The sequence below is a fragment of the Dankookia sp. P2 genome (assembly GCF_050632255.1).
Classification (GTDB): Bacteria; Pseudomonadota; Alphaproteobacteria; order Acetobacterales; family Acetobacteraceae; genus Paracraurococcus.
In genome coordinates, this window is sequence record NZ_CP192581.1 from 3,140,590 (window position 1) to 3,156,248 (window position 15,659).

Consider the following 15,659-nt stretch of genomic DNA (forward strand, 5'->3'; position numbering starts at 1 on the left):
CTCGTTGAAGCCTGAACGACGAACGGCATCCGCGCGGAGCGGCCTGAGAGCGCTGGCTCAATGCCATAGCAACGCTAAGCTGACCATCTTGAGGTAAGCAGCCCAGGTCGAGTTGCGGTTAGGAAGGTAGTTGCTGGACCCGGTGATGGGCAGGTATCTCATGCCGGTCTTGTGCGGAAGCTGGTGCGCCCTTCCCACCCGTGCCGTATCTTCGCGCCCACCGGCGATGACCCTCACTCCTTCGTCGAGCCTGGCGACGACGTTGTCTGGCGTGCAGCTTTCTAGAAAGGCGATGCCATTCGCACGGCACGCGGCAAAGACCCGATCGCGGGCCTCCTGCATCTGCGGTGGATAAGGCGATAGCTGTAACTTTGTACTGCCGAGGAGGGACAAGCCCAGGTCGCCCGGCCCCATTTCGGCGAAGCCGATGCCGGGCACGGCCAGGATCTCCTCGCATCGCGCCACTCCTTCCGGGCTCTCGATCTTCACCCCGAGCAGCAGTTCGCCCTCAGGGTCAAGCGGCCAGGGTTCGCAGCGGCGGAAATACGCATCTTCGTCGATCCCCCAGACCGGAGCAGCGGTCCGCTCCGAGCCTCGTCCGCGCGTGCCGACTCCGAGCAGGCCGTTATCCGGCCGGACTGTAGGTGCGCCGCGCATGCGATCCAGCGCTGAGGGCAGCGCCGGATCGACACCTGCCCGATGGTGCGGGTAGCGGCAGGCCTCGACGAAGGCGCGTGCGGCATCGACCGTTTCGGCTTGGCACAGGAGCACGCCGTGCACCCCTCGGCCGAGGATTTGTCGGAACTGCCAGGCATTATGCCTGACATTCGCCTCGTCGGTACCGTTCACCGGCGCCTCGACAACCACCGCAGGTGTTCGATGGCCGGACCGCGTCGGCCCGCCATCGACCAAGCCTCGCATGTATTCCGCGAGACCGGCGATGTCGAAGGCACCATGCTCCATGCCGATGTTGATGTAATCTGCCCAGGTCTGCGCGTCCTCCATACCTTGGGTGTGGGTCAGCACGTGCCCGGTATGATGGCCCGCATAGTAGATGGCTTGGTCCTGTTGCAATAACTCTACCGCTCTGTTGATTCGAATCGGCATGAGTTTTCCTTGCATCCAATACACAAGACACATTTTAGCAAAATTCGTATCAACGCCAATCTTGCTATCACGTGCTGCGGCGATGATCCGTGGTAATAGCGGATTGCACCTGGATTAGCCGACGGGATCAAGATTAGAACAAGGCGAATGCTTGATGACGCGCCGCAGCAAGCGCCAGCGCGCTGCCCCGAGCAGTTCCAGGGCGGGCTCGGGCTCGTAGCACCTTGGGCTCGTAGCAACCGGCTTTTTGGGTGTTGAACGCAGGAGCGCCAATAAGGCCCTGTCCGACACCGCCCGCCGTATCCTCGCCAAGGCCGCCCCGTACCCGCTGCGGCTGGCCGCGCCGCCCGGCAAGCGGCCGGTCGCCGTCGCCCGGGCGGTGCTGAGTAACCTGCTGCTCAAGCAGGGTTACGTCGAGCAGTCCGCGGCGCCCAACGAACTCGCCGGCCTGCGTTCGCATCAGCAGGATTGAACCCGGCCCACGGTGCGGATCACGGAAGCGGGAATGGCCTGCGTCGGCGTTGCTCCGGCGGGTAGCAAGGCACGTAACGCGGCCGAACAGGTGGCGGACGCGACCGCCGCCGACAAGGCCCAGAAGCCCGGTGGCGCCTCCCGCGACTCAGGCGGCCTCGGTGATTATCACCAACCTGGAAGCCACCCAGCGGCCGCCCACGCACGCCAGCCTGCGCGATGCAGCTCACAGCGTCCTAGTCGCCTGGGACGACGAGGCCTGCGACCGCGCGAGCCTGTCGCACGCCATCCCCGCCCTCCGGGCCATGCTGCGCCGCCTGGAGGGTACAACCGTCGCCGGTCGTGTCGCAGGCGATGGTGTAGGAGGCCGCCGTCGCGTTCCCACCGCTGCCAGGTGCCGTTGACGGCGAAGGTCCAGGCCGCCTGCGCCGCGGTATCCGTGCCGTGCGGAACGCGGTGCCAGCCGCCGTCCCATTCCCAAGACTTGGCCGCGCCGAGGGCGAAGTCGTGCCAAGTATCGACTCGGCGGGCATAGGTGGGGGCGAAGGTCAGGGTTGGGACGTAGCTGACGAAGGGCTGCCATTCCTGGTCGTCGGCGCCGCTCTCGTGTTGCGCCCGCAGCCGGCCGTAGAGCAGGTCGGCGCCGGCATCGCGGGCGCGCATGAAGCGGTCGGTGCTGGCATCGGCCAGGGCCGAGAGGCGGAGCGGCGCGGCCTCCAGCTTGCGGGACCAGGTCAGCCGCGCCTCGGGCGGCACCTCCAGGAGGGGGTGCCGAACGCGGCCTGCTCGGGGTCCGAGTTCCAGAAGAAGGGCACAAGCAGGTCGGCGGAGAAGGCGGGCGGCACGGCATCGGGTGGCGCGGCCAGCGTGGCGGCAATGCCGAAGCCGCCCGGGTCCTCAGGGGGGCGAGGGCGTCCGTCCGGGCCTGGCGGTAGGCGACCGAGGCGGCCCGCTTCGCCCGGACCTGGGTCGCCCGGACTTCTCTCGACCGTGCCTCCGCCGGGGGACTGGGCAGCAAGGGAGTTGCCAGCGCGGCCAGCAGACCGGCGCGCAGGACGGTTGAGCAGGGCATCGCTGCGGCTCCGGAGCGTCTCTATCCTGGCGCTGCGCTCCCGCACCGCCGCGGCGGAGGAAAGCATGGCCCCAAAAGCCGCGCCAACATCCTGCGCCGGTTATGAGACTCCCAAAAGCAGAAGGGGGTGCGGGGGGATGCCTCCCCCGCGTCGTCCTTACGCGGCCTGCCGCGCCAGCGCGGGATAGTCGGTATACCCCTTGGCATCGCCGCCATAGAGCGTGTCCTTGTCGAGCGCGTTCAGCGGCGCCTTCAGGCGCAGCCGCTCCACCAGGTCCGGGTTGGCGATGAAGGGGCGGCCGAAGGCGATCAGGTCGGCCCGGCCCTCGCGCAGCGCCGCCTGGGCGAGCGTCAGGTCATAGCCGTTATTCGCCATGTAGGCGCCGGTGAAGGCTTGGCGCAGCGCCTGGAAGTCGAAGGCGATGTTGTCGCGCGGGCCGCCGGTCGCGCCCTCGACCACATGCAGGTAGGCCAGGCCGAAGGGCGCCAACTGCCGCACGACATGGTCGAAGACCACCTGCGGGTCGCTGTCGGCGATGTCGTTGGCCGGCGAGACCGGGGAGATGCGGATGCCGACGCGGTCGGCGCTCCAGGCCCCGACCACCGCCTCGGTCACTTCCAGCAGGAAGCGGGCGCGATTCTCGATGCTGCCGCCATAGCGGTCGGTGCGCCGGTTGGTCTTGTCCTTGAGGAACTGATCGATGAGGTAGCCATTGGCAGCGTGGATCTCGACGCCGTCGAAGCCGGCAGCGCGGGCATTCTCGGTCGCGCGGCGGTAGTCCTCGACGATCCCGGCGATCTCCGCCGTCTCCAGCGCGCGGGGCGTCACGAAGTCCTGGAAGCCGGCTTCGGTGAAGGCCTTGCCCTCCGGCTTGATGGCCGAGGGCGCGACCGGCAGGCCGCCGCCCGGCTGCAGGCTGGGGTGGGAGATGCGGCCGACATGCCAAAGCTGCAGGACGATCCGGCCGCCGGCGCGGTGGACGGCGTTGGTCACCTGCTTCCAGCCCTCGACCTGCTCGGCATCGTGGATGCCGGGGGTGAAGGCATAACCCTGACCCTGGCGGGAGATCTGGGTGGCCTCGGCGATGATCAGGCCGGCCGAGGCGCGCTGGGCGTAGTATTCGGCGTTCAGCGGTCCGGGGATGCCTCGGCTGCCGGTCCGGCTGCGGGTGAGCGGCGCCATGACGACGCGGTTGGGCAGGTCGAGCGGGCCGAGGCGGGCGGGCTGGAACAGGTCGGTGGCGGTGGTCTCGTGCGGCATGGGGGCAAGGCTCTCGCGTTGTGCATTCGCACGGGGGTGCGATTGTGCGTTGCAGCAAGAGCTAGGACGGCCGATGGGTTGCACCAAGCCGCCCTTTCAGCATGACCGACATTCAGGCCGCGGATGGGAACCGCGACGGGTTCAGGGGCCGAGCACCGCCGCCAGCGGCAGCGCTTCCAGTCGCAGCGCCGCGGCGACCGCCGGGTGGACGATCCGCCCGGCATGGACGTTCAGCCCCTGGGCCAGATGCGGGTTCTCCGCCAGGGCGCGCGGGAACCCTTTTCCCGCCAGCTTGCAGGGTGAAGGGCAGCGTCGCGTTGTTCAGCGCGACGGCGCTGGTGCGGGCGACCGCGCCCGGCATGTTGGTGACGCAGTAATGGACCACGCCCTCCACCAAGTAGGTCGGCTCGGCATGGGTGGTTGGGCGGGAGGTCTCGAAGCAGCCGCCCTGGTCGATTGCGACGTCGACCAGCACGCTGCCCGGCCGCATCCGGCCGACCATGGCGCGGGTGACCAGGCGCGGTGCCGCGGCGCCCGGGACCAGCACGGCGCCGATCACCAGGTCGGCCTCGGTCACCGCCTGCTCGACCGCCTCGGTGGTGGCAAAGAGCGTGGCGACGCTGCCGCCGAACTCGCGGTCCAGCGCATCCAGCACGCGGGGATTGCGGTCCAGCACCGTCACCCGCGCCCGCATCCCGGCGGCGATCCGCGCGGCGTTCGACCCTACCACGCCGCCGCCCAGCACGGCGACGCGGGCCGGCGGCACGCCGGGGACGCCCGAGAGCAGGATGCCGGCACCGCCGGCCTCCTTCTCCAGGCAGCGGGCGCCGACCTGCACCGCCATGCGGCCGGCGACTTCGCTCATCGGTGCCAGCAGCGGCAGGCCGCCCTGCGGGTCGGTCACCGTCTCATAGGCCAGGGCGGTGCAGCCGCTGGCCATCAGCCCCTCCGCCTGGGCGGGGTCGGGGGCGAGGTGGAGGTAGGTGAACAGCACCTGCCCGGGCCGCAGGCGACGCCATTCCTCGGGCTGCGGCTCCTTCACCTTCACCACCAGCGTGGCTCGCTCGAAGATCGCGGCGGCGCCCGGGGCGATGGTGGCGCCGACGGCGAGATAGGCCTCGTCCGGGAAGCCGATGCCGGCGCCGGCCCCGGTCTCGACCAGTACCTGGTGGCCCTGGCCGACCAGCTCGCGCACCGAGGCGGGGATCAGCCCGACCCGGTATTCGTGGATCTTCACTTCCTTCGGAACGCCAATCAGCACGCTGGCTTCCTCCCGCGGTTGCCCGGGGGATGTGGGATGCGCGGCGCGGTCAGTCGACGGGCAGGAAGATGAACACCACGGCAGCAACCAAGCAGAGCATGGCGGCGAGATAGGTCCAGCGCAGCGGCTCCCCCAGCACCATCACGCTGAACCCGGCGAAGACCGAGAGGGTGATCACCTCCTGCATCACCTTCAGCTGCTGCCCGGTATAGGCGCCGCTCTCGTAGCCGATGCGGTTGGCCGGCACGGCCAGGCAGTATTCGAAGAAGGCGATGCCCCAGGAGATCAGGATCGCCATCCACATCGCCCAACCCGGACGCTTGAGATGGCCGTACCAGGCCCAGGTCATCAGGATGTTGCTGCCGATCAGCATCAAGGGGGGCAGAAAGTGGCTGGGGGTCATGGCGGCTCCTGGGACGGGCGCCGAACGCTAGGCCCAGCGGGAGCGTTGCCAAGCCCGGTCGTTACCCTTGCCGCTCCGGCGGCAGCCGCCACAGCAGGTAGAGCATGATCGCCATGGCCGGCAGCGCCGCCGCCGTGGTCAGCAGGAAGAAGCCGGGCCAGCCCAGCGCCTCGGCCAGCCAGCCGGAACTGGCGCCGAGCGTCCTGAGCGGGAAGGCAGCCAGCGAGGAGAGCAGCGCATACTGCGTCGCGGTGAAGCTGCGGCTGGTCAGCGCCGAGAGCCAGGTGAGGAAGGCGGCATCGGCGAGGCCATCGGTGAAGTTCTCGACCCCGACCTGGGCCCAGAGCATCGGCATGGAATGCCCAGCATTGGCCAGGGCCACATACATCAGGTTCGACAGCATCTGGCCCATGCCGGTCACCACCAAGGCCCGGCGGACACCGATCAGCCCGACCAGCCAGCCGCCCACCAGCGCGCCGCCCAACGTGGCGAACATGCCGAAGACCGTGGCGACCGTCGCCACGTCCTCCCGGCTGAAGCCGAGCGAGCGGTAGAAGGGCGTGGTCATCACCCCGGCCAGCGCCTCGCCCAGCTTGAACAGCGCGATGAAGAGCAGGATGCCGAGCCAGAGCGGCCGGCGCATGAAGTCGAGGAAGGGCTCCAGCACCGAGGCACGCAGCCGCGCCCGCCAGCCCGCCGCGGCGCAGGCGACGCGCGCCGGCTCCGGCCCCAGCAATGTCGCGGCCAGGCCGGGCAGGATCAGGGCCGCGCCGTACAGGTAGGCGCCGGACCAGCCGAAAGGCTCGACCAGCAGCAGGGTCCCGGCACCGCTGGCCAGCAACGCCATGCGGTAGCCCCAGACATAGGCGGCGAGGCCATAGGCCTGGGCGGCGTCGTCCTCGCCCAGCATCTCGATGCGATAGGCATCGACGACGATGTCCTGGCTGGCCGAGAGGAAGGCGACCAGCGAGGCCAGCAGCGCCGTCGTCATCGGGTCGCTGCGCGGGTTGGTCAGCCCGACCGCGGCGATGCTGACGACCAGGGCAAGCTGGATGGTCAGCAGCCAGCCGCGGCGCTGCCCCAGCACCGGCGGCCGCACCGCGTCGAGCGCCGGCGACCAGAGGACTTGTACGCATAGGCCAGGCCGATCAGGGCAGTAAGGCCGATGGCGGACAGCGACAACTCGCTCTCGGCGAACCACTGCCGCAGCACCTGGCCGGCGACCAGCGGCAATGGCACGCCGGCGGCGAAGCCGAGCACGAGCATGATGGGAAAGCGCCGGTCCCGCCAGCGGGAGGCGGGAGCGGATGCGGGATCGGCCATGCCCGCCCGCTACCAGACGACGAGCCGGACCGCCACCGCCTTCGCGTCTATTCGCCGATGTTCAGCAGCGCCCCGCGCACCCGGGCCGACTGGAACTGCCACATGAAGATCGTGGCCATCACTGCCATCCAGAAGGCGTCCAGCGCGAAGGCGGCGCCCAGATGCCCCCAGGCGATGGTGCCGTCCAGCAGCGCCGCCCGCATGCCCTCGAAGACATGCGCGGAAGGCAGGGAATAGGCCACGGGATGCAGCCAGCCGGGCAGGACGGAGACCGGGTAGAACACCGCGGAGAAGGGCGTCAGCCCGAAGAGCACGGACCAGGCCAGCGCCTCCGCCCCCGCGCCGTAGCGGAGGATGAGCGAGGTGACGCCGAGCGCGACGGCCCAGCCCATCACAAGCAGCGCGGCGAAGAAGGCCACCACCACCGGGCCCATCGAGAACAGCCCGAAGCTGTAGAGCAGCCAGGCCAGCAGCACCGCCGGGGAGACGCCGACCAGCACCCGGATCACGCTCATCGCCATCAGCCCGGCCACCAGCTCCCGCGGCCGCAGCGGGCTGACGAAGACATGGCCGAGGTTGCGCGACCAGATCTCCTCGAGGAAGGAGATCGAGAAGCCCATCTGGCTGCGCAGCGTCACCTCCCACAGCAGGACGCCGCCGAGCAGCATCCCGGCGGCGATGCCGGCGGTGTTGCTCTGCACGCCCGCGAGGTAGGCGGTGACGAAGCCCCAGACCACCATCTGCAGGATCGGCCAGTACATCAGCTCGAGCAGCCGCGGCCAGGACCGGCGGAACAGCGCCAGGTGGCGGTAGACCAGGCCCCAGACGCGGCGGACGGCGGCGCGGTTCATTGGGCGGGCTCCGGCTCGCGGGCCCGGCCGCGGGCGATGTCGAGGAAGACCTCCTCCAGGTCGTCGCGGCCGTATTTCGCCAGCAGGTCCGCCGGGCTGCCCTGGTCCACCACCCGGCCCTGCTTCAACATCAAGACGTGGTCGCACAGGCGCTCGACCTCCGCCATGTTGTGGCTGGCCAGCAGGATGGCGCAGCCGCTCTCGGCCCGGTAGCGCTCCAGCCAGGACCGCACCCAGTCGCCCGTGTCGGGGTCGAGGCTCGCCGTCGGCTCGTCCAGCAGCAGCAGCGCCGGGCGGTTGATCAAGGCCTTGGCGAGCGCGACGCGGGTCTTCTGCCCGGCCGAGAGCTGCCCCGCCGGCCGGTCCAGCAGCTCGGTCAGCTGCAGCTGCGCCGCCAGCTCGGCGATCCGCCGCTCGGCCCGGGGCACGTCGTACAGATACGCATAGACCCGGAGGTTCTCCGCCACCGAGATCCGCGAGGGCAGCGCGATGTAGGGGAGGAGAAGTTCATCCGCGCCAACGCGCTGAAGCGGTCCCGCGCCATGTCGTGGCCGAGGCAGGCGATGCGCCCGCCACTCGGCACCAGCAGCCCCAGCAGCATAGCGATGGTGGTGGTCTTGCCCGCGCCGTTGCCGCCCAGCAGGCCCCAGGTGGCGCCGCGCGGCATGGCGAAGGACAGGCCATCGACCGCCGCCGTCGCCCCGCCCGGGTAACGCTTGGTCAGCCCCTCGGCGAGGATCGCGGGCGTCGCATCGGCTTCTCTATCCATCGGCCGCCATATGCGGGCGAAGCGGCGCCGCGCCAAGCCGCAATCGCGGCCGGGCCGGGTCACTGCGGCCGCAGCAGCCGGCCCTCGAACAGCGTCACCCCGGCCTCCCACCCCCAGCCGATCGCCGCCGCGCGTCGGCGCCGGTCAGCACCACCCGCCCCGCCGGCAGCGCCGGTGCCAGCGCCGCCAAGCCGGGCGACCAGGGCAGCCGCAGCAAGTCGACCCCCACCCGGTCGGGCGGCAGGGCGGCCAGCAGCTCCGGCCCCGCCAGGTCCAGCGCCAGGCGGTAGCCGCGGGCGCGGGCGAAGTCGCGGGCGAAGGCGAAGTCCCCGGGCGCGGCCAGCGCATCCTCGGCCGGCAACGCCAGCACCGTCGCCGCCCGCGTCGTCGCATCCAGCAGCGCGTCGAGCCGGAGGAACTCCACCTCCCCAGGCTCGCCGCCGCCAAGGCGAGGCCGAGCGGCCCGCGCTGCCGCGCCTCCTCCGGCCGGCCGAGTTCCGCCAGCAGGCGCCGGTCCAGCAGCCGGCGCAGGCCGGCGCGCCAGCCAGGGCGCCGCGGCCGGGTCCAGCGCCGGGGCCATCTCCGCCCGCAGCTCCGGCCAGGCGAGCCGCCATTCCTCCCATTCCAGGACCGGTCCCTCGCCGCCACGGGCCAGGCGGCAGACCGGCCGGCGGCGCAGGAAGCGGGCCAGGCCGGCGCCGCGCAGCGCGGCCTCCAGCGCCGCAAGCTCGGCCGGCCCGAAGCCCGCCCCGGGCGCCGGGCGTGGCCTTGGCGCTGGCGGCGGCCCGAGCGAGTCCTCGACCGCCGCCAGCAGCGCCGCGGCATCGCGCGGCAGCTCCAGCACGGCATGCAGCGGCGCCTCCGCCGCCTCCTCGCCGAGCAGGATGGCCAGCACCCCCTCGGCCTCCCGCAGGTGGCGGCCGCCGGGCGGGGCGACGGCGACCAGGTCGCCGTTCGGCAGCTCGAACAGCCGGCTGCGGACCGGCCGCAGGGCGGGCTCCAGCGCTTCCCTGAGGAGCCGCCGATGGTGGCCGCGGCGCATCCGCGGGGCGAGGCGGGAGAGTTGCAGATGCAGCGCCTGGCGCGGCACCTCGGCCGCCACCGCCTCCCGCACCAGCTGGGCCAGGGCCAGGGCATCGGCTGCGGCCGGCTGCCCCGCGGCCAGGGCGGCGAGGCCGAAGGGCGCCATCGTTGGCCCGGCCGCCAGGCGCATCATGCCCGCCCCGCCAGCAGCAACCCCGTGGCTCGCGCGAAGGCCAGGGCGGCCGGGTCCGCCGCCTCGACCAGCAGCAGCCGGGACGGGTCGATGCCCGCCAGCATCCCGGGCGCCGCCAGTTCGGGCGACCAGCGCAGCAGCAGCAGCCCGGCCGGCAGGTGCCGGGGGTCGAGCAGGCCGAGCGTCGCCGCCTCCAGCCCCTCCAGCGCCAGGGACCAGCCGCGTTCGGCCAGGCGGCGGCGCAGCGCGGGAAGCCGGGATCGGCGGCCAGGGCGACCGGCAGCACGGCGAAGGCGCCGGGCTGCGTGGCCGGCGCCGGCAGCCGGTCGCGCGCCACCGGGATCAGCCGCAACCCGGGCCGGTCGCGCGCCCAGGCGCCGAGCCCGGGCAGCAGCCGCGCCGCCATGCGTTCCATTGCATGCGCCAGCAGGTCGGGGTCGGCGGCCATCGGGCCGAGCGCAGCGGCGATCGCCGCCGGGTTCAGCCGCAGCCGCAGGCCGTGCGGCGTGCCGTCCCGGGCCGCGGCCAGCGGTTCGGCCCGCAGCGCCGCCTCGGCCGGGACCGCGTCCAGTGCCTGGTGCAGCCCGGCGGGGCGCGGCGGGGCGCCGGGCGGCGGCGCGAGGGCGCCGCCTGGTGCGCGGCGGCCCAGGCGAGCACCGCATCGGCATCGCCCGGCAGGTGCCAGACCGGCAGCGGCTGTGCATCGCCCGCCAGCCTGCCGAGCGCCGTCGCCGCCCGCCGTGCCGCGCTGGGCGAGGCGCCGAGCAGCAGGCTGCCGCCCCCGGCCGAGCGCAGCAGGCTGCCGCCGCCGGTCGCCGCGGCGTCCTGCAGGATTGCCTCCGCCATCCGCCAGCGGGACTCGCCTGGCCCGTAGCGATCGCGCGGCAGCAGCAGCAGCGCCGCCCGGCCCCGCGCGGCCGGCAAGGCCGCCAGCGCCGCCCCGAGCAAGGCCGCCGGCGCGGCGCCGCGGATCGCCATTGGATGCAACAGGGGAGGAAATGCAGCGCTGGCGTTCACGGCTGCGACGGTCACGGTCATGCGCGATCCTTGCGCGGTGCAGCGAAGCGGGAAGTCCGCTAGGGTCGCGCCGGATGGTGAACGAAGCTTTAGCGACCGATGTCCTGGCCCCTGGCGCGCTGCCGCCCGGCCTCCGGATCTATGCCATCGGCGATATCCATGGCTGCGCCGACCGGCTGGCCGCGCTGCATGCGATGATCGCCGCCGATGCGCACGCCCGCCCGGCCGAGGAGGTGGTGCTGGTGCATCTCGGCGACTATGTCGATCGCGGCGAGAACAGCGCCGGCGTGCTCGAGCGTCTGCTCGGCCCCTGCCCGGTGCCGGGCGGGGAGGTGGTGAACCTGCTCGGCAACCACGAGGTGATGATGCTGGATGCCTGCGACCCGCGCTCGCCGCCCGGGGCACTGCCCTTCTGGCTGGAGAACGGCGGGGCGGAGACACTGGCGAGCTACCGCGCCCGGCCGGACGAGCCGGCACCCTGGGAGGCGATCCCGCGCGAGCACCTGGCACTGCTGCGCGGCTGCGCGCTGCGCTGGGCGGCGGGCGACTACATGTTCTGCCATGCCGGGGTGCGGCCGGGGGTGCCGCTCGACCGGCAGGACCCCTTCGACCTGCTCTGGATCCGCGAGCCCTTCCTCTCCTTCGAGGGCGACCTGCCGCAGATCGTGGTGCACGGCCATACCCCGACGGCGGAGCCCTCGGTCCGGCCGCATCGGATCGGGATCGACACCGGCGCCTGCTTCGGCGGGGTGCTGACCTGCCTGGTGCTGGAAGGCCAACGGCTGCGCTTCCTCGAGGCCTGACCGGCCCGGCCGGACGGCCGGTGCCGGATTCAGGATGCATCCCCGACAATACTTTCCCGGAGCGAACCCATCCCGTTCGAATCGAGATGCCGTGCCTTGCGCCGGAACCCGCGACTGCGCTACCGCAAAAGGATGCACGGACCCGCGCCCGCCCCCCGTCCTGGCCCACCCGGTCCGCTACCCGCCGCCCTGTTCGATGCCGTCCGCCAGCTCAAGCGCGGCACCGTCCTGGTGGTCGGCGACGCCATGCTTGACCGCTACGTCTACGGCCGGGTCGAGCGGGTGAGCCCGGAGGCGCCGGTGCCGGTCCTGACGGTGGAGCGCGAGGTGGCGCTGCCCGGCGGCGCCGGCAACGTGGTGCGCAACCTGACCGCGCTCGGCGCCGCGGTCGCCTTCGTCTCGGTGGTCGGTGACGACCAGGCGGGCAGCGACCTGACCGGGCTGATCGGCGGCCAGCCGGGGGTCGAGCCATGGTTGCTGGTACAGGGCGGCCGCGCCACCACCACCAAGACCCGCTTCGTCGCCACCGGCCAGCAATTGTTGCGGGCAGACCATGAACTAGCCGCGCCGATCCATGCCCGACTGGCCGACCGGCTGGTGCGCATTGCCGGGGACGCGGTGGCCGCCACCGCCGTCATGGTGCTGTCGGACTACCGCAAGGGCGTGCTGGCCGGCGACACGCCGACCAAGCTGATCGCCGCGGCGCGGACCGCCGGCCGCAAGGTGATGGTGGACCCGAAGGGCGGCAACCATGCCCGCTATGCCGGCGCCGACCTGATCATGCCGGATGTCGAGGAACTGGCCGAGGCGACCGGCCTGCCAGTCGGGACCGAGGCGGAGATCGCCGCCGCCGCCGCCGCGCTGCGCCAGGCGCATGGCTTCGGCGCGGTGATGGTGATCCGCGGCGAGCCGGGCGTGACCCTGGTGACCGCCGACCCGGAGGGCGAGATCGTCCAGCACATGCCGAGCGACGTGGCCGAGCTGGTGGACGGGTCCGGCGCCAGCGACGTGGTGGTGGCGGTCGCCGCGGCCGGGCTTGCGGCCGGCCTGCCGCTGGCCTCGATCGCCCGGCTCGGCGCGCTCGCCGCCGGCATCGTGCTCGGCAAGACCGGGATCGCGGTGGTGCGGGAGGACGAGTTCCTCGAGGCGCTGACCCCCGGCCGGCTGGCGACCCGCAAGCTGGCGACCCGGTCCGAGGCGGCGGAGCGCGTCGAGCGCTGGCGCCGGGCGGGCAACCGCGTCGGCTTCCTGGTCGGCAGCGAGGCCGGCACCGTGCCCGAAATCGTCGCCCAGGCGCGCAGCTGGTGCGACCGTCTGGTGGTGGGGCTCGGCGACGGCGACATGGCCGCGGCGGGGCTGGCGGAACTGCCGGGGGTCGACCTGATCGCCCGCTTCGGCGGGGACACGCCGCTGGAGCTGATCCGGCTGCTGCGGCCGGACGTGCTGGTGCAGGACCCGGGCCGCGGCCCCCATGCCGTGCCGGGCGGGGACCTGGTGCAGGAATGGGGCGGCACGGTGCGCAGCACGGCGGTGGCGCCCCCGACCGCCGCCTGAGCCCGCGGGGCGGCCCGCCCCGCGCTATTCCAGCACGGCGATCGTCTTGCGGTCGACCAGCTCGAAATCGATCTCGGCGCCGAGGCCGGGGCCGGTCGGCGCATGGACCAGCCCGTCGGGCCCGACCTCGATATCCTGCCGCAGCCCGTATTTGTGCGCGCCGTCGGGCAGCAGCACCTCGAAATAGGTGGTGTTGCGGATGGCACAGGCGACGTGGAGGTTCGCCACGTTGTTCAGCGAATTGCCGCCATGGTGGATCTCGTAGGTCATGCGGAAGGCCTCGGCGAGATGCGCGGTCTTCACCAGCGTGGTGATGCCGCCCTTCACCGCGACGTCGCCGCGGAGGTAATCGGTCGCCTGCAGCATGATCCAGGGGGCGTAGGATTCGAGCCCGCCGGCCGGGTATTCCGTCGCCATGATCGGGATGTCGAGTTTCTGCCGCAGCTTGACGTAGTTGGTGATGTCCTGGTCGTGCAGCGGGTCCTCGTACCAGAGGAAGCCGAGCCGCTCGATCGCCCGGCCGACCTTCAGCGCCGCCGGGAAGTCGTAGGACCAGGTGCTGTCGAGCATCAGATTGCAGTCGTCGCCGACGGCGCGCCGCACCGCCTCGCAGACCTTGATATCAGTGGAGGGATGCTGCGGCGGGTGGATCTTGTAGGCGGCCCAGCCGGCGTCGCGGAAGCGCACCGCCTCCTCTGCATAGGCTTCCGCGCCGTCCAACACCTGCGAGCTCGCATAGGCCGGGATGCTGTGCCGGGTGGTGCCGAGCAGCCGATGGATCGGCAGCCCCGCCGCCTTGCCGGCGATGTCCCAGAGCGCGACATCGACCGCGCCGATCGCCCGCACCGAGACCAGCCGCGACATCGGCCAGAGCCTAGCGTTCAGCGCCTCCCGGTCCAGCGGGTCGCGGCCCATGAGCAGGGCTTGAGGAAGCGGATCAGGCCGGGCCCGTCATTCGCCGCGGTATGGGTGGCGGAGCCGAGGAAGGCATGGCCGGTCACGCCGCTGTCGGTTCCGATGGTCAGCAGGCCGAGGGCGGAGGAACCGGTCTCCAGCTTCGCGGCGGCGTGGTAGCGGGTCGGCGGGATGCCCTCCCAGGCGAAGAGGGTAAGCGAGACGAGGTCGATCTTCATGGCGGCGCCTTCTGCCCTTTGACTGCAACCCTAGGGAGGGCGCGGCCCGAGGGCTACAGCAGCGTCGCCTTGGCGCCGGGGGTTGCCAAGCGGCTCTCGCGCGCGCGGCGGTCGGATTCGAGCCGGCGCGGCGGGCGTGGAAGACCGTGCGGCGCGGTTATCCCGGGTGCCTGCCTATCCCGGCGAAGCGCCGTCATGCTCTCCTGCAGGGTCCGCCGGATTGCGGTTTCGCTGATCGCCAGCCCCCGGCGGGTAGAGGCGCCGGCCGCCTGGCGGGCATCGGGGTTGGGGCGAGGGATCGGCGTCCTGCTCGCGAGGGCAAGGCGCCGATCCGCCAAGGTTCGACGGCGAGGGGCCAGCCGGCCCTCGCTCACATATGGGTTCCGGGCATGTTTCCGGCCGCGGCGCACTGGCCCGGAGGGGCCCTGCCCCGCCAGACTGGGCGCATGACCACGCTCCTCGCCGATATCGGCGGCACCAATGCCCGCTTCGCCCTGTTCGACGGCATCGCCCATACCCCGCCGGTCAACCTGCCGCTCTCCGGCTTCACCGGCATCGCCGCGGCCATCGCCGCCTATCTCGGCGACCGCCCGGCCCCGGCCGCCGCGGTCCTCGCCGTCGCCGGGCCGGTCGAGCACAACCGCGTTACCCTGACCAATCGCGGCTGGGTGGTGGACGGGGCCGAGGTCGCGGCCGCGCTCGGCATTGCCCGGGTGCGCGTGGTGAACGACTTCGCCGCGCTGTCCTGGTCGCTGCCGCACCTCACCGGCGCCGACCTGCACCCGCTTGGCGGCGGCACGGCCGAGCCTGGCGCACCGATCGCCGTGGTCGGGCCGGGCACCGGCCTCGGCGTCGGCGCCTTCCTGCCGCCCGACCGCATCCTGGTGACCGAGGGCGGCCATGCCAGCCTGGCGGCGCATGACGCGCGGGAGGCTGCCGTGGTCGAATGGCTGCGCGCCCGGCACGGCCATGTCTCGGCCGAGCGGCTGCTCTCGGGCCAGGGGATCGAGAACATCCATGCCGCTCTGGTCGCGCTCGACGATGCCGGGACCGAACCGCTGGATGCTGCCGCCGTCACCGCCCGCGCCCTGTCCGGCGAATGCCGCACCTGCCGGGAATCGCTCGAGATGTTCTGCGCCCTGCTCGGCGGCGTGGCCGGCGACCTGGCGCTGCTCTACGGCGCCAAGGGGGCGTCCACATTGCCGGGGAATCTGCCCGCGCTTCCCGGACTTCCTCGCCGCCTCCCGCTTCCGCCCCCGGTTCGAGGCCAAGGGACGCTTCAACGCCTGGCTCGCGCCGATCCCGACTTGGCTCATCCTGCGGCCGGATGCGGCCATGCTGGGACTCTCGGCCCTCGCCCGCCAAGGATAGCTTGCATCTCGCAAGCCGGAATGCTTGCATGACGCAAGTTGGCGAGG

The 15,659-nt window shown here is 72.2% G+C and carries 18 protein-coding genes and 1 pseudogene; 5 read left to right on the forward strand and 14 right to left on the reverse strand.

Translation table 11 applies throughout. The features are described 5' to 3' along the window. Window positions 1–57: 57 nt before the first annotated feature. Window positions 58–1,122, reverse strand: a complete 1,065-nt coding sequence (locus tag ACQ86J_RS18615) for an aldolase/citrate lyase family protein (RefSeq protein WP_431272238.1) — start codon at window positions 1,120–1,122, stop codon at window positions 58–60. Window positions 1,123–1,354: 232 nt separating this feature from the next. Here ACQ86J_RS18615 and ACQ86J_RS18620 point away from each other — a divergent pair, with 232 nt between their 5' ends. Beyond that, window positions 1,355–1,579, forward strand: a complete 225-nt coding sequence (locus tag ACQ86J_RS18620) for a hypothetical protein (protein WP_431272239.1) — start codon at window positions 1,355–1,357, stop codon at window positions 1,577–1,579. A gap of 167 nt (window positions 1,580–1,746) precedes the next feature. On the opposite strand, the gene ACQ86J_RS18625 is transcribed toward ACQ86J_RS18620, so the two are convergent. From ACQ86J_RS18625 to ACQ86J_RS18675, 11 genes are all read right to left on the reverse strand, one after another. Next, window positions 1,747–2,334: a hypothetical protein gene (locus tag ACQ86J_RS18625; protein ID WP_431272240.1), complete on the reverse strand. Its 588-nt coding sequence runs from the start codon at window positions 2,332–2,334 to the stop codon at window positions 1,747–1,749. A gap of 473 nt (window positions 2,335–2,807) precedes the next feature. Continuing rightward, a complete protein-coding gene (locus ACQ86J_RS18630) occupies window positions 2,808–3,911 on the reverse strand; it encodes an alkene reductase (RefSeq protein ID WP_431272241.1) in 1,104 nt (367 codons plus the stop codon). Between the two features lie 112 nt (window positions 3,912–4,023). Beyond that, window positions 4,024–5,172 carry an alanine dehydrogenase gene (gene ald, locus ACQ86J_RS18635; protein ID WP_431272242.1) on the reverse strand — a complete coding sequence of 383 codons (1,149 nt, stop codon included), beginning with the start codon at window positions 5,170–5,172 and terminating at the stop codon, window positions 4,024–4,026. Between the two features lie 49 nt (window positions 5,173–5,221). After that, the gene (locus tag ACQ86J_RS18640) at window positions 5,222–5,575 is read right to left on the reverse strand and encodes a DMT family protein (protein WP_431272243.1); all 354 of its coding nucleotides are present in this window, start codon (window positions 5,573–5,575) and stop codon (window positions 5,222–5,224) included. 61 nt (window positions 5,576–5,636) lie between these two features. Further along, window positions 5,637–6,674, reverse strand: a complete 1,038-nt coding sequence (locus ACQ86J_RS18645) for an AmpG family muropeptide MFS transporter (protein WP_431272244.1) — start codon at window positions 6,672–6,674, stop codon at window positions 5,637–5,639. Continuing rightward, entirely contained in the window at window positions 6,632–6,898 is a 267-nt protein-coding gene (locus ACQ86J_RS18650; RefSeq protein ID WP_431272245.1) for a hypothetical protein, read from the reverse strand. The genes ACQ86J_RS18645 and ACQ86J_RS18650 overlap by 43 nt, the downstream gene beginning before the upstream one ends. Before the next feature lie 47 nt (window positions 6,899–6,945). Next, on the reverse strand, window positions 6,946–7,749 hold the full coding sequence (locus tag ACQ86J_RS18655) for an ABC transporter permease (protein ID WP_431272246.1): 804 nt from the start codon (window positions 7,747–7,749) through the stop codon (window positions 6,946–6,948). After that, on the reverse strand, window positions 7,746–8,177 hold the full coding sequence (locus ACQ86J_RS18660) for an ATP-binding cassette domain-containing protein (RefSeq protein WP_431272247.1): 432 nt from the start codon (window positions 8,175–8,177) through the stop codon (window positions 7,746–7,748). Before ACQ86J_RS18660 ends, ACQ86J_RS18655 begins: the two co-directional genes overlap by 4 nt. Further along, a complete protein-coding gene (locus ACQ86J_RS18665) occupies window positions 8,126–8,518 on the reverse strand; it encodes an ATP-binding cassette domain-containing protein (protein WP_431272248.1) in 393 nt (130 codons plus the stop codon). The genes ACQ86J_RS18660 and ACQ86J_RS18665 overlap by 52 nt, the downstream gene beginning before the upstream one ends. Window positions 8,519–8,612: 94 nt before the next feature. After that, the gene (locus ACQ86J_RS18670) at window positions 8,613–9,707 is read right to left on the reverse strand and encodes a hypothetical protein (protein ID WP_431272249.1); all 1,095 of its coding nucleotides are present in this window, start codon (window positions 9,705–9,707) and stop codon (window positions 8,613–8,615) included. A gap of 507 nt (window positions 9,708–10,214) precedes the next feature. Continuing rightward, window positions 10,215–10,766 (reverse strand): hypothetical protein, encoded by a 552-nt coding sequence (locus tag ACQ86J_RS18675; RefSeq protein ID WP_431272250.1) that lies wholly within the window; start codon window positions 10,764–10,766, stop codon window positions 10,215–10,217. 59 nt (window positions 10,767–10,825) lie between these two features. On the opposite strand from ACQ86J_RS18675, the gene ACQ86J_RS18680 reads away from it, so the two are divergent. Beyond that, window positions 10,826–11,554: a metallophosphoesterase family protein gene (locus ACQ86J_RS18680; RefSeq protein ID WP_431272251.1), complete on the forward strand. Its 729-nt coding sequence runs from the start codon at window positions 10,826–10,828 to the stop codon at window positions 11,552–11,554. A gap of 132 nt (window positions 11,555–11,686) precedes the next feature. Continuing rightward, complete coding sequence (locus tag ACQ86J_RS18685) at window positions 11,687–13,108, forward strand: PfkB family carbohydrate kinase (protein ID WP_431272252.1); 1,422 nt, start codon at window positions 11,687–11,689, stop codon at window positions 13,106–13,108. Window positions 13,109–13,132: 24 nt separating this feature from the next. Here ACQ86J_RS18685 and ACQ86J_RS18690 read toward each other — a convergent pair whose 3' ends face one another. Both ACQ86J_RS18690 and ACQ86J_RS18695 read right to left on the reverse strand, forming a co-directional pair. Then, entirely contained in the window at window positions 13,133–14,023 is an 891-nt protein-coding gene (locus ACQ86J_RS18690) for an enolase C-terminal domain-like protein (RefSeq protein WP_431272253.1), read from the reverse strand. After that, window positions 13,990–14,241: a hypothetical protein gene (locus ACQ86J_RS18695; protein ID WP_431272254.1), complete on the reverse strand. Its 252-nt coding sequence runs from the start codon at window positions 14,239–14,241 to the stop codon at window positions 13,990–13,992. Before ACQ86J_RS18695 ends, ACQ86J_RS18690 begins: the two co-directional genes overlap by 34 nt. A 446-nt stretch (window positions 14,242–14,687) precedes the next feature. Between ACQ86J_RS18695 and ACQ86J_RS18700 the strand changes: the two are divergent. Both ACQ86J_RS18700 and ACQ86J_RS18705 read left to right on the forward strand, forming a co-directional pair. After that, window positions 14,688–15,371: pseudogene (locus tag ACQ86J_RS18700) on the forward strand (glucokinase); the annotation flags it as partial. Then, window positions 15,304–15,612, forward strand: coding sequence for a glucokinase (locus tag ACQ86J_RS18705; protein WP_431272458.1), 309 nt, complete (start codon window positions 15,304–15,306; stop codon window positions 15,610–15,612). The pseudogene ACQ86J_RS18700 and the gene ACQ86J_RS18705, both read left to right, overlap by 68 nt. Window positions 15,613–15,659 lie beyond the last annotated feature (47 nt).

What these genes read in the sequence shown, in the direction of transcription:
- ACQ86J_RS18685 (WP_431272252.1), top strand. Translation starts at nt 11,687, where the DNA reads ATGCACGGACCCGCGCCCGCCCCCCGTCCTGGCCCACCCGGTCCGCTA.
- ACQ86J_RS18665 (WP_431272248.1), bottom strand. Translation starts at nt 8,518, where the DNA reads ATGGATAGAGAAGCCGATGCGACGCCCGCGATCCTCGCCGAGGGGCTG.
- ACQ86J_RS18690 (WP_431272253.1), bottom strand. Translation starts at nt 14,023, where the DNA reads ATGGGCCGCGACCCGCTGGACCGGGAGGCGCTGAACGCTAGGCTCTGG.
- ACQ86J_RS18705 (WP_431272458.1), top strand. Translation starts at nt 15,304, where the DNA reads ATGCTGCCGCCGTCACCGCCCGCGCCCTGTCCGGCGAATGCCGCACCT.
- ACQ86J_RS18695 (WP_431272254.1), bottom strand. Translation starts at nt 14,241, where the DNA reads ATGAAGATCGACCTCGTCTCGCTTACCCTCTTCGCCTGGGAGGGCATC.
- ACQ86J_RS18630 (WP_431272241.1), bottom strand. Translation starts at nt 3,911, where the DNA reads ATGCCGCACGAGACCACCGCCACCGACCTGTTCCAGCCCGCCCGCCTC.
- ACQ86J_RS18655 (WP_431272246.1), bottom strand. Translation starts at nt 7,749, where the DNA reads ATGAACCGCGCCGCCGTCCGCCGCGTCTGGGGCCTGGTCTACCGCCAC.
- ACQ86J_RS18650 (WP_431272245.1), bottom strand. Translation starts at nt 6,898, where the DNA reads ATGGCCGATCCCGCATCCGCTCCCGCCTCCCGCTGGCGGGACCGGCGC.
- ACQ86J_RS18680 (WP_431272251.1), top strand. Translation starts at nt 10,826, where the DNA reads ATGGTGAACGAAGCTTTAGCGACCGATGTCCTGGCCCCTGGCGCGCTG.
- ACQ86J_RS18670 (WP_431272249.1), bottom strand. Translation starts at nt 9,707, where the DNA reads ATGGCGCCCTTCGGCCTCGCCGCCCTGGCCGCGGGGCAGCCGGCCGCA.
- ACQ86J_RS18615 (WP_431272238.1), bottom strand. Translation starts at nt 1,122, where the DNA reads ATGCAAGGAAAACTCATGCCGATTCGAATCAACAGAGCGGTAGAGTTA.
- ACQ86J_RS18640 (WP_431272243.1), bottom strand. Translation starts at nt 5,575, where the DNA reads ATGACCCCCAGCCACTTTCTGCCCCCCTTGATGCTGATCGGCAGCAAC.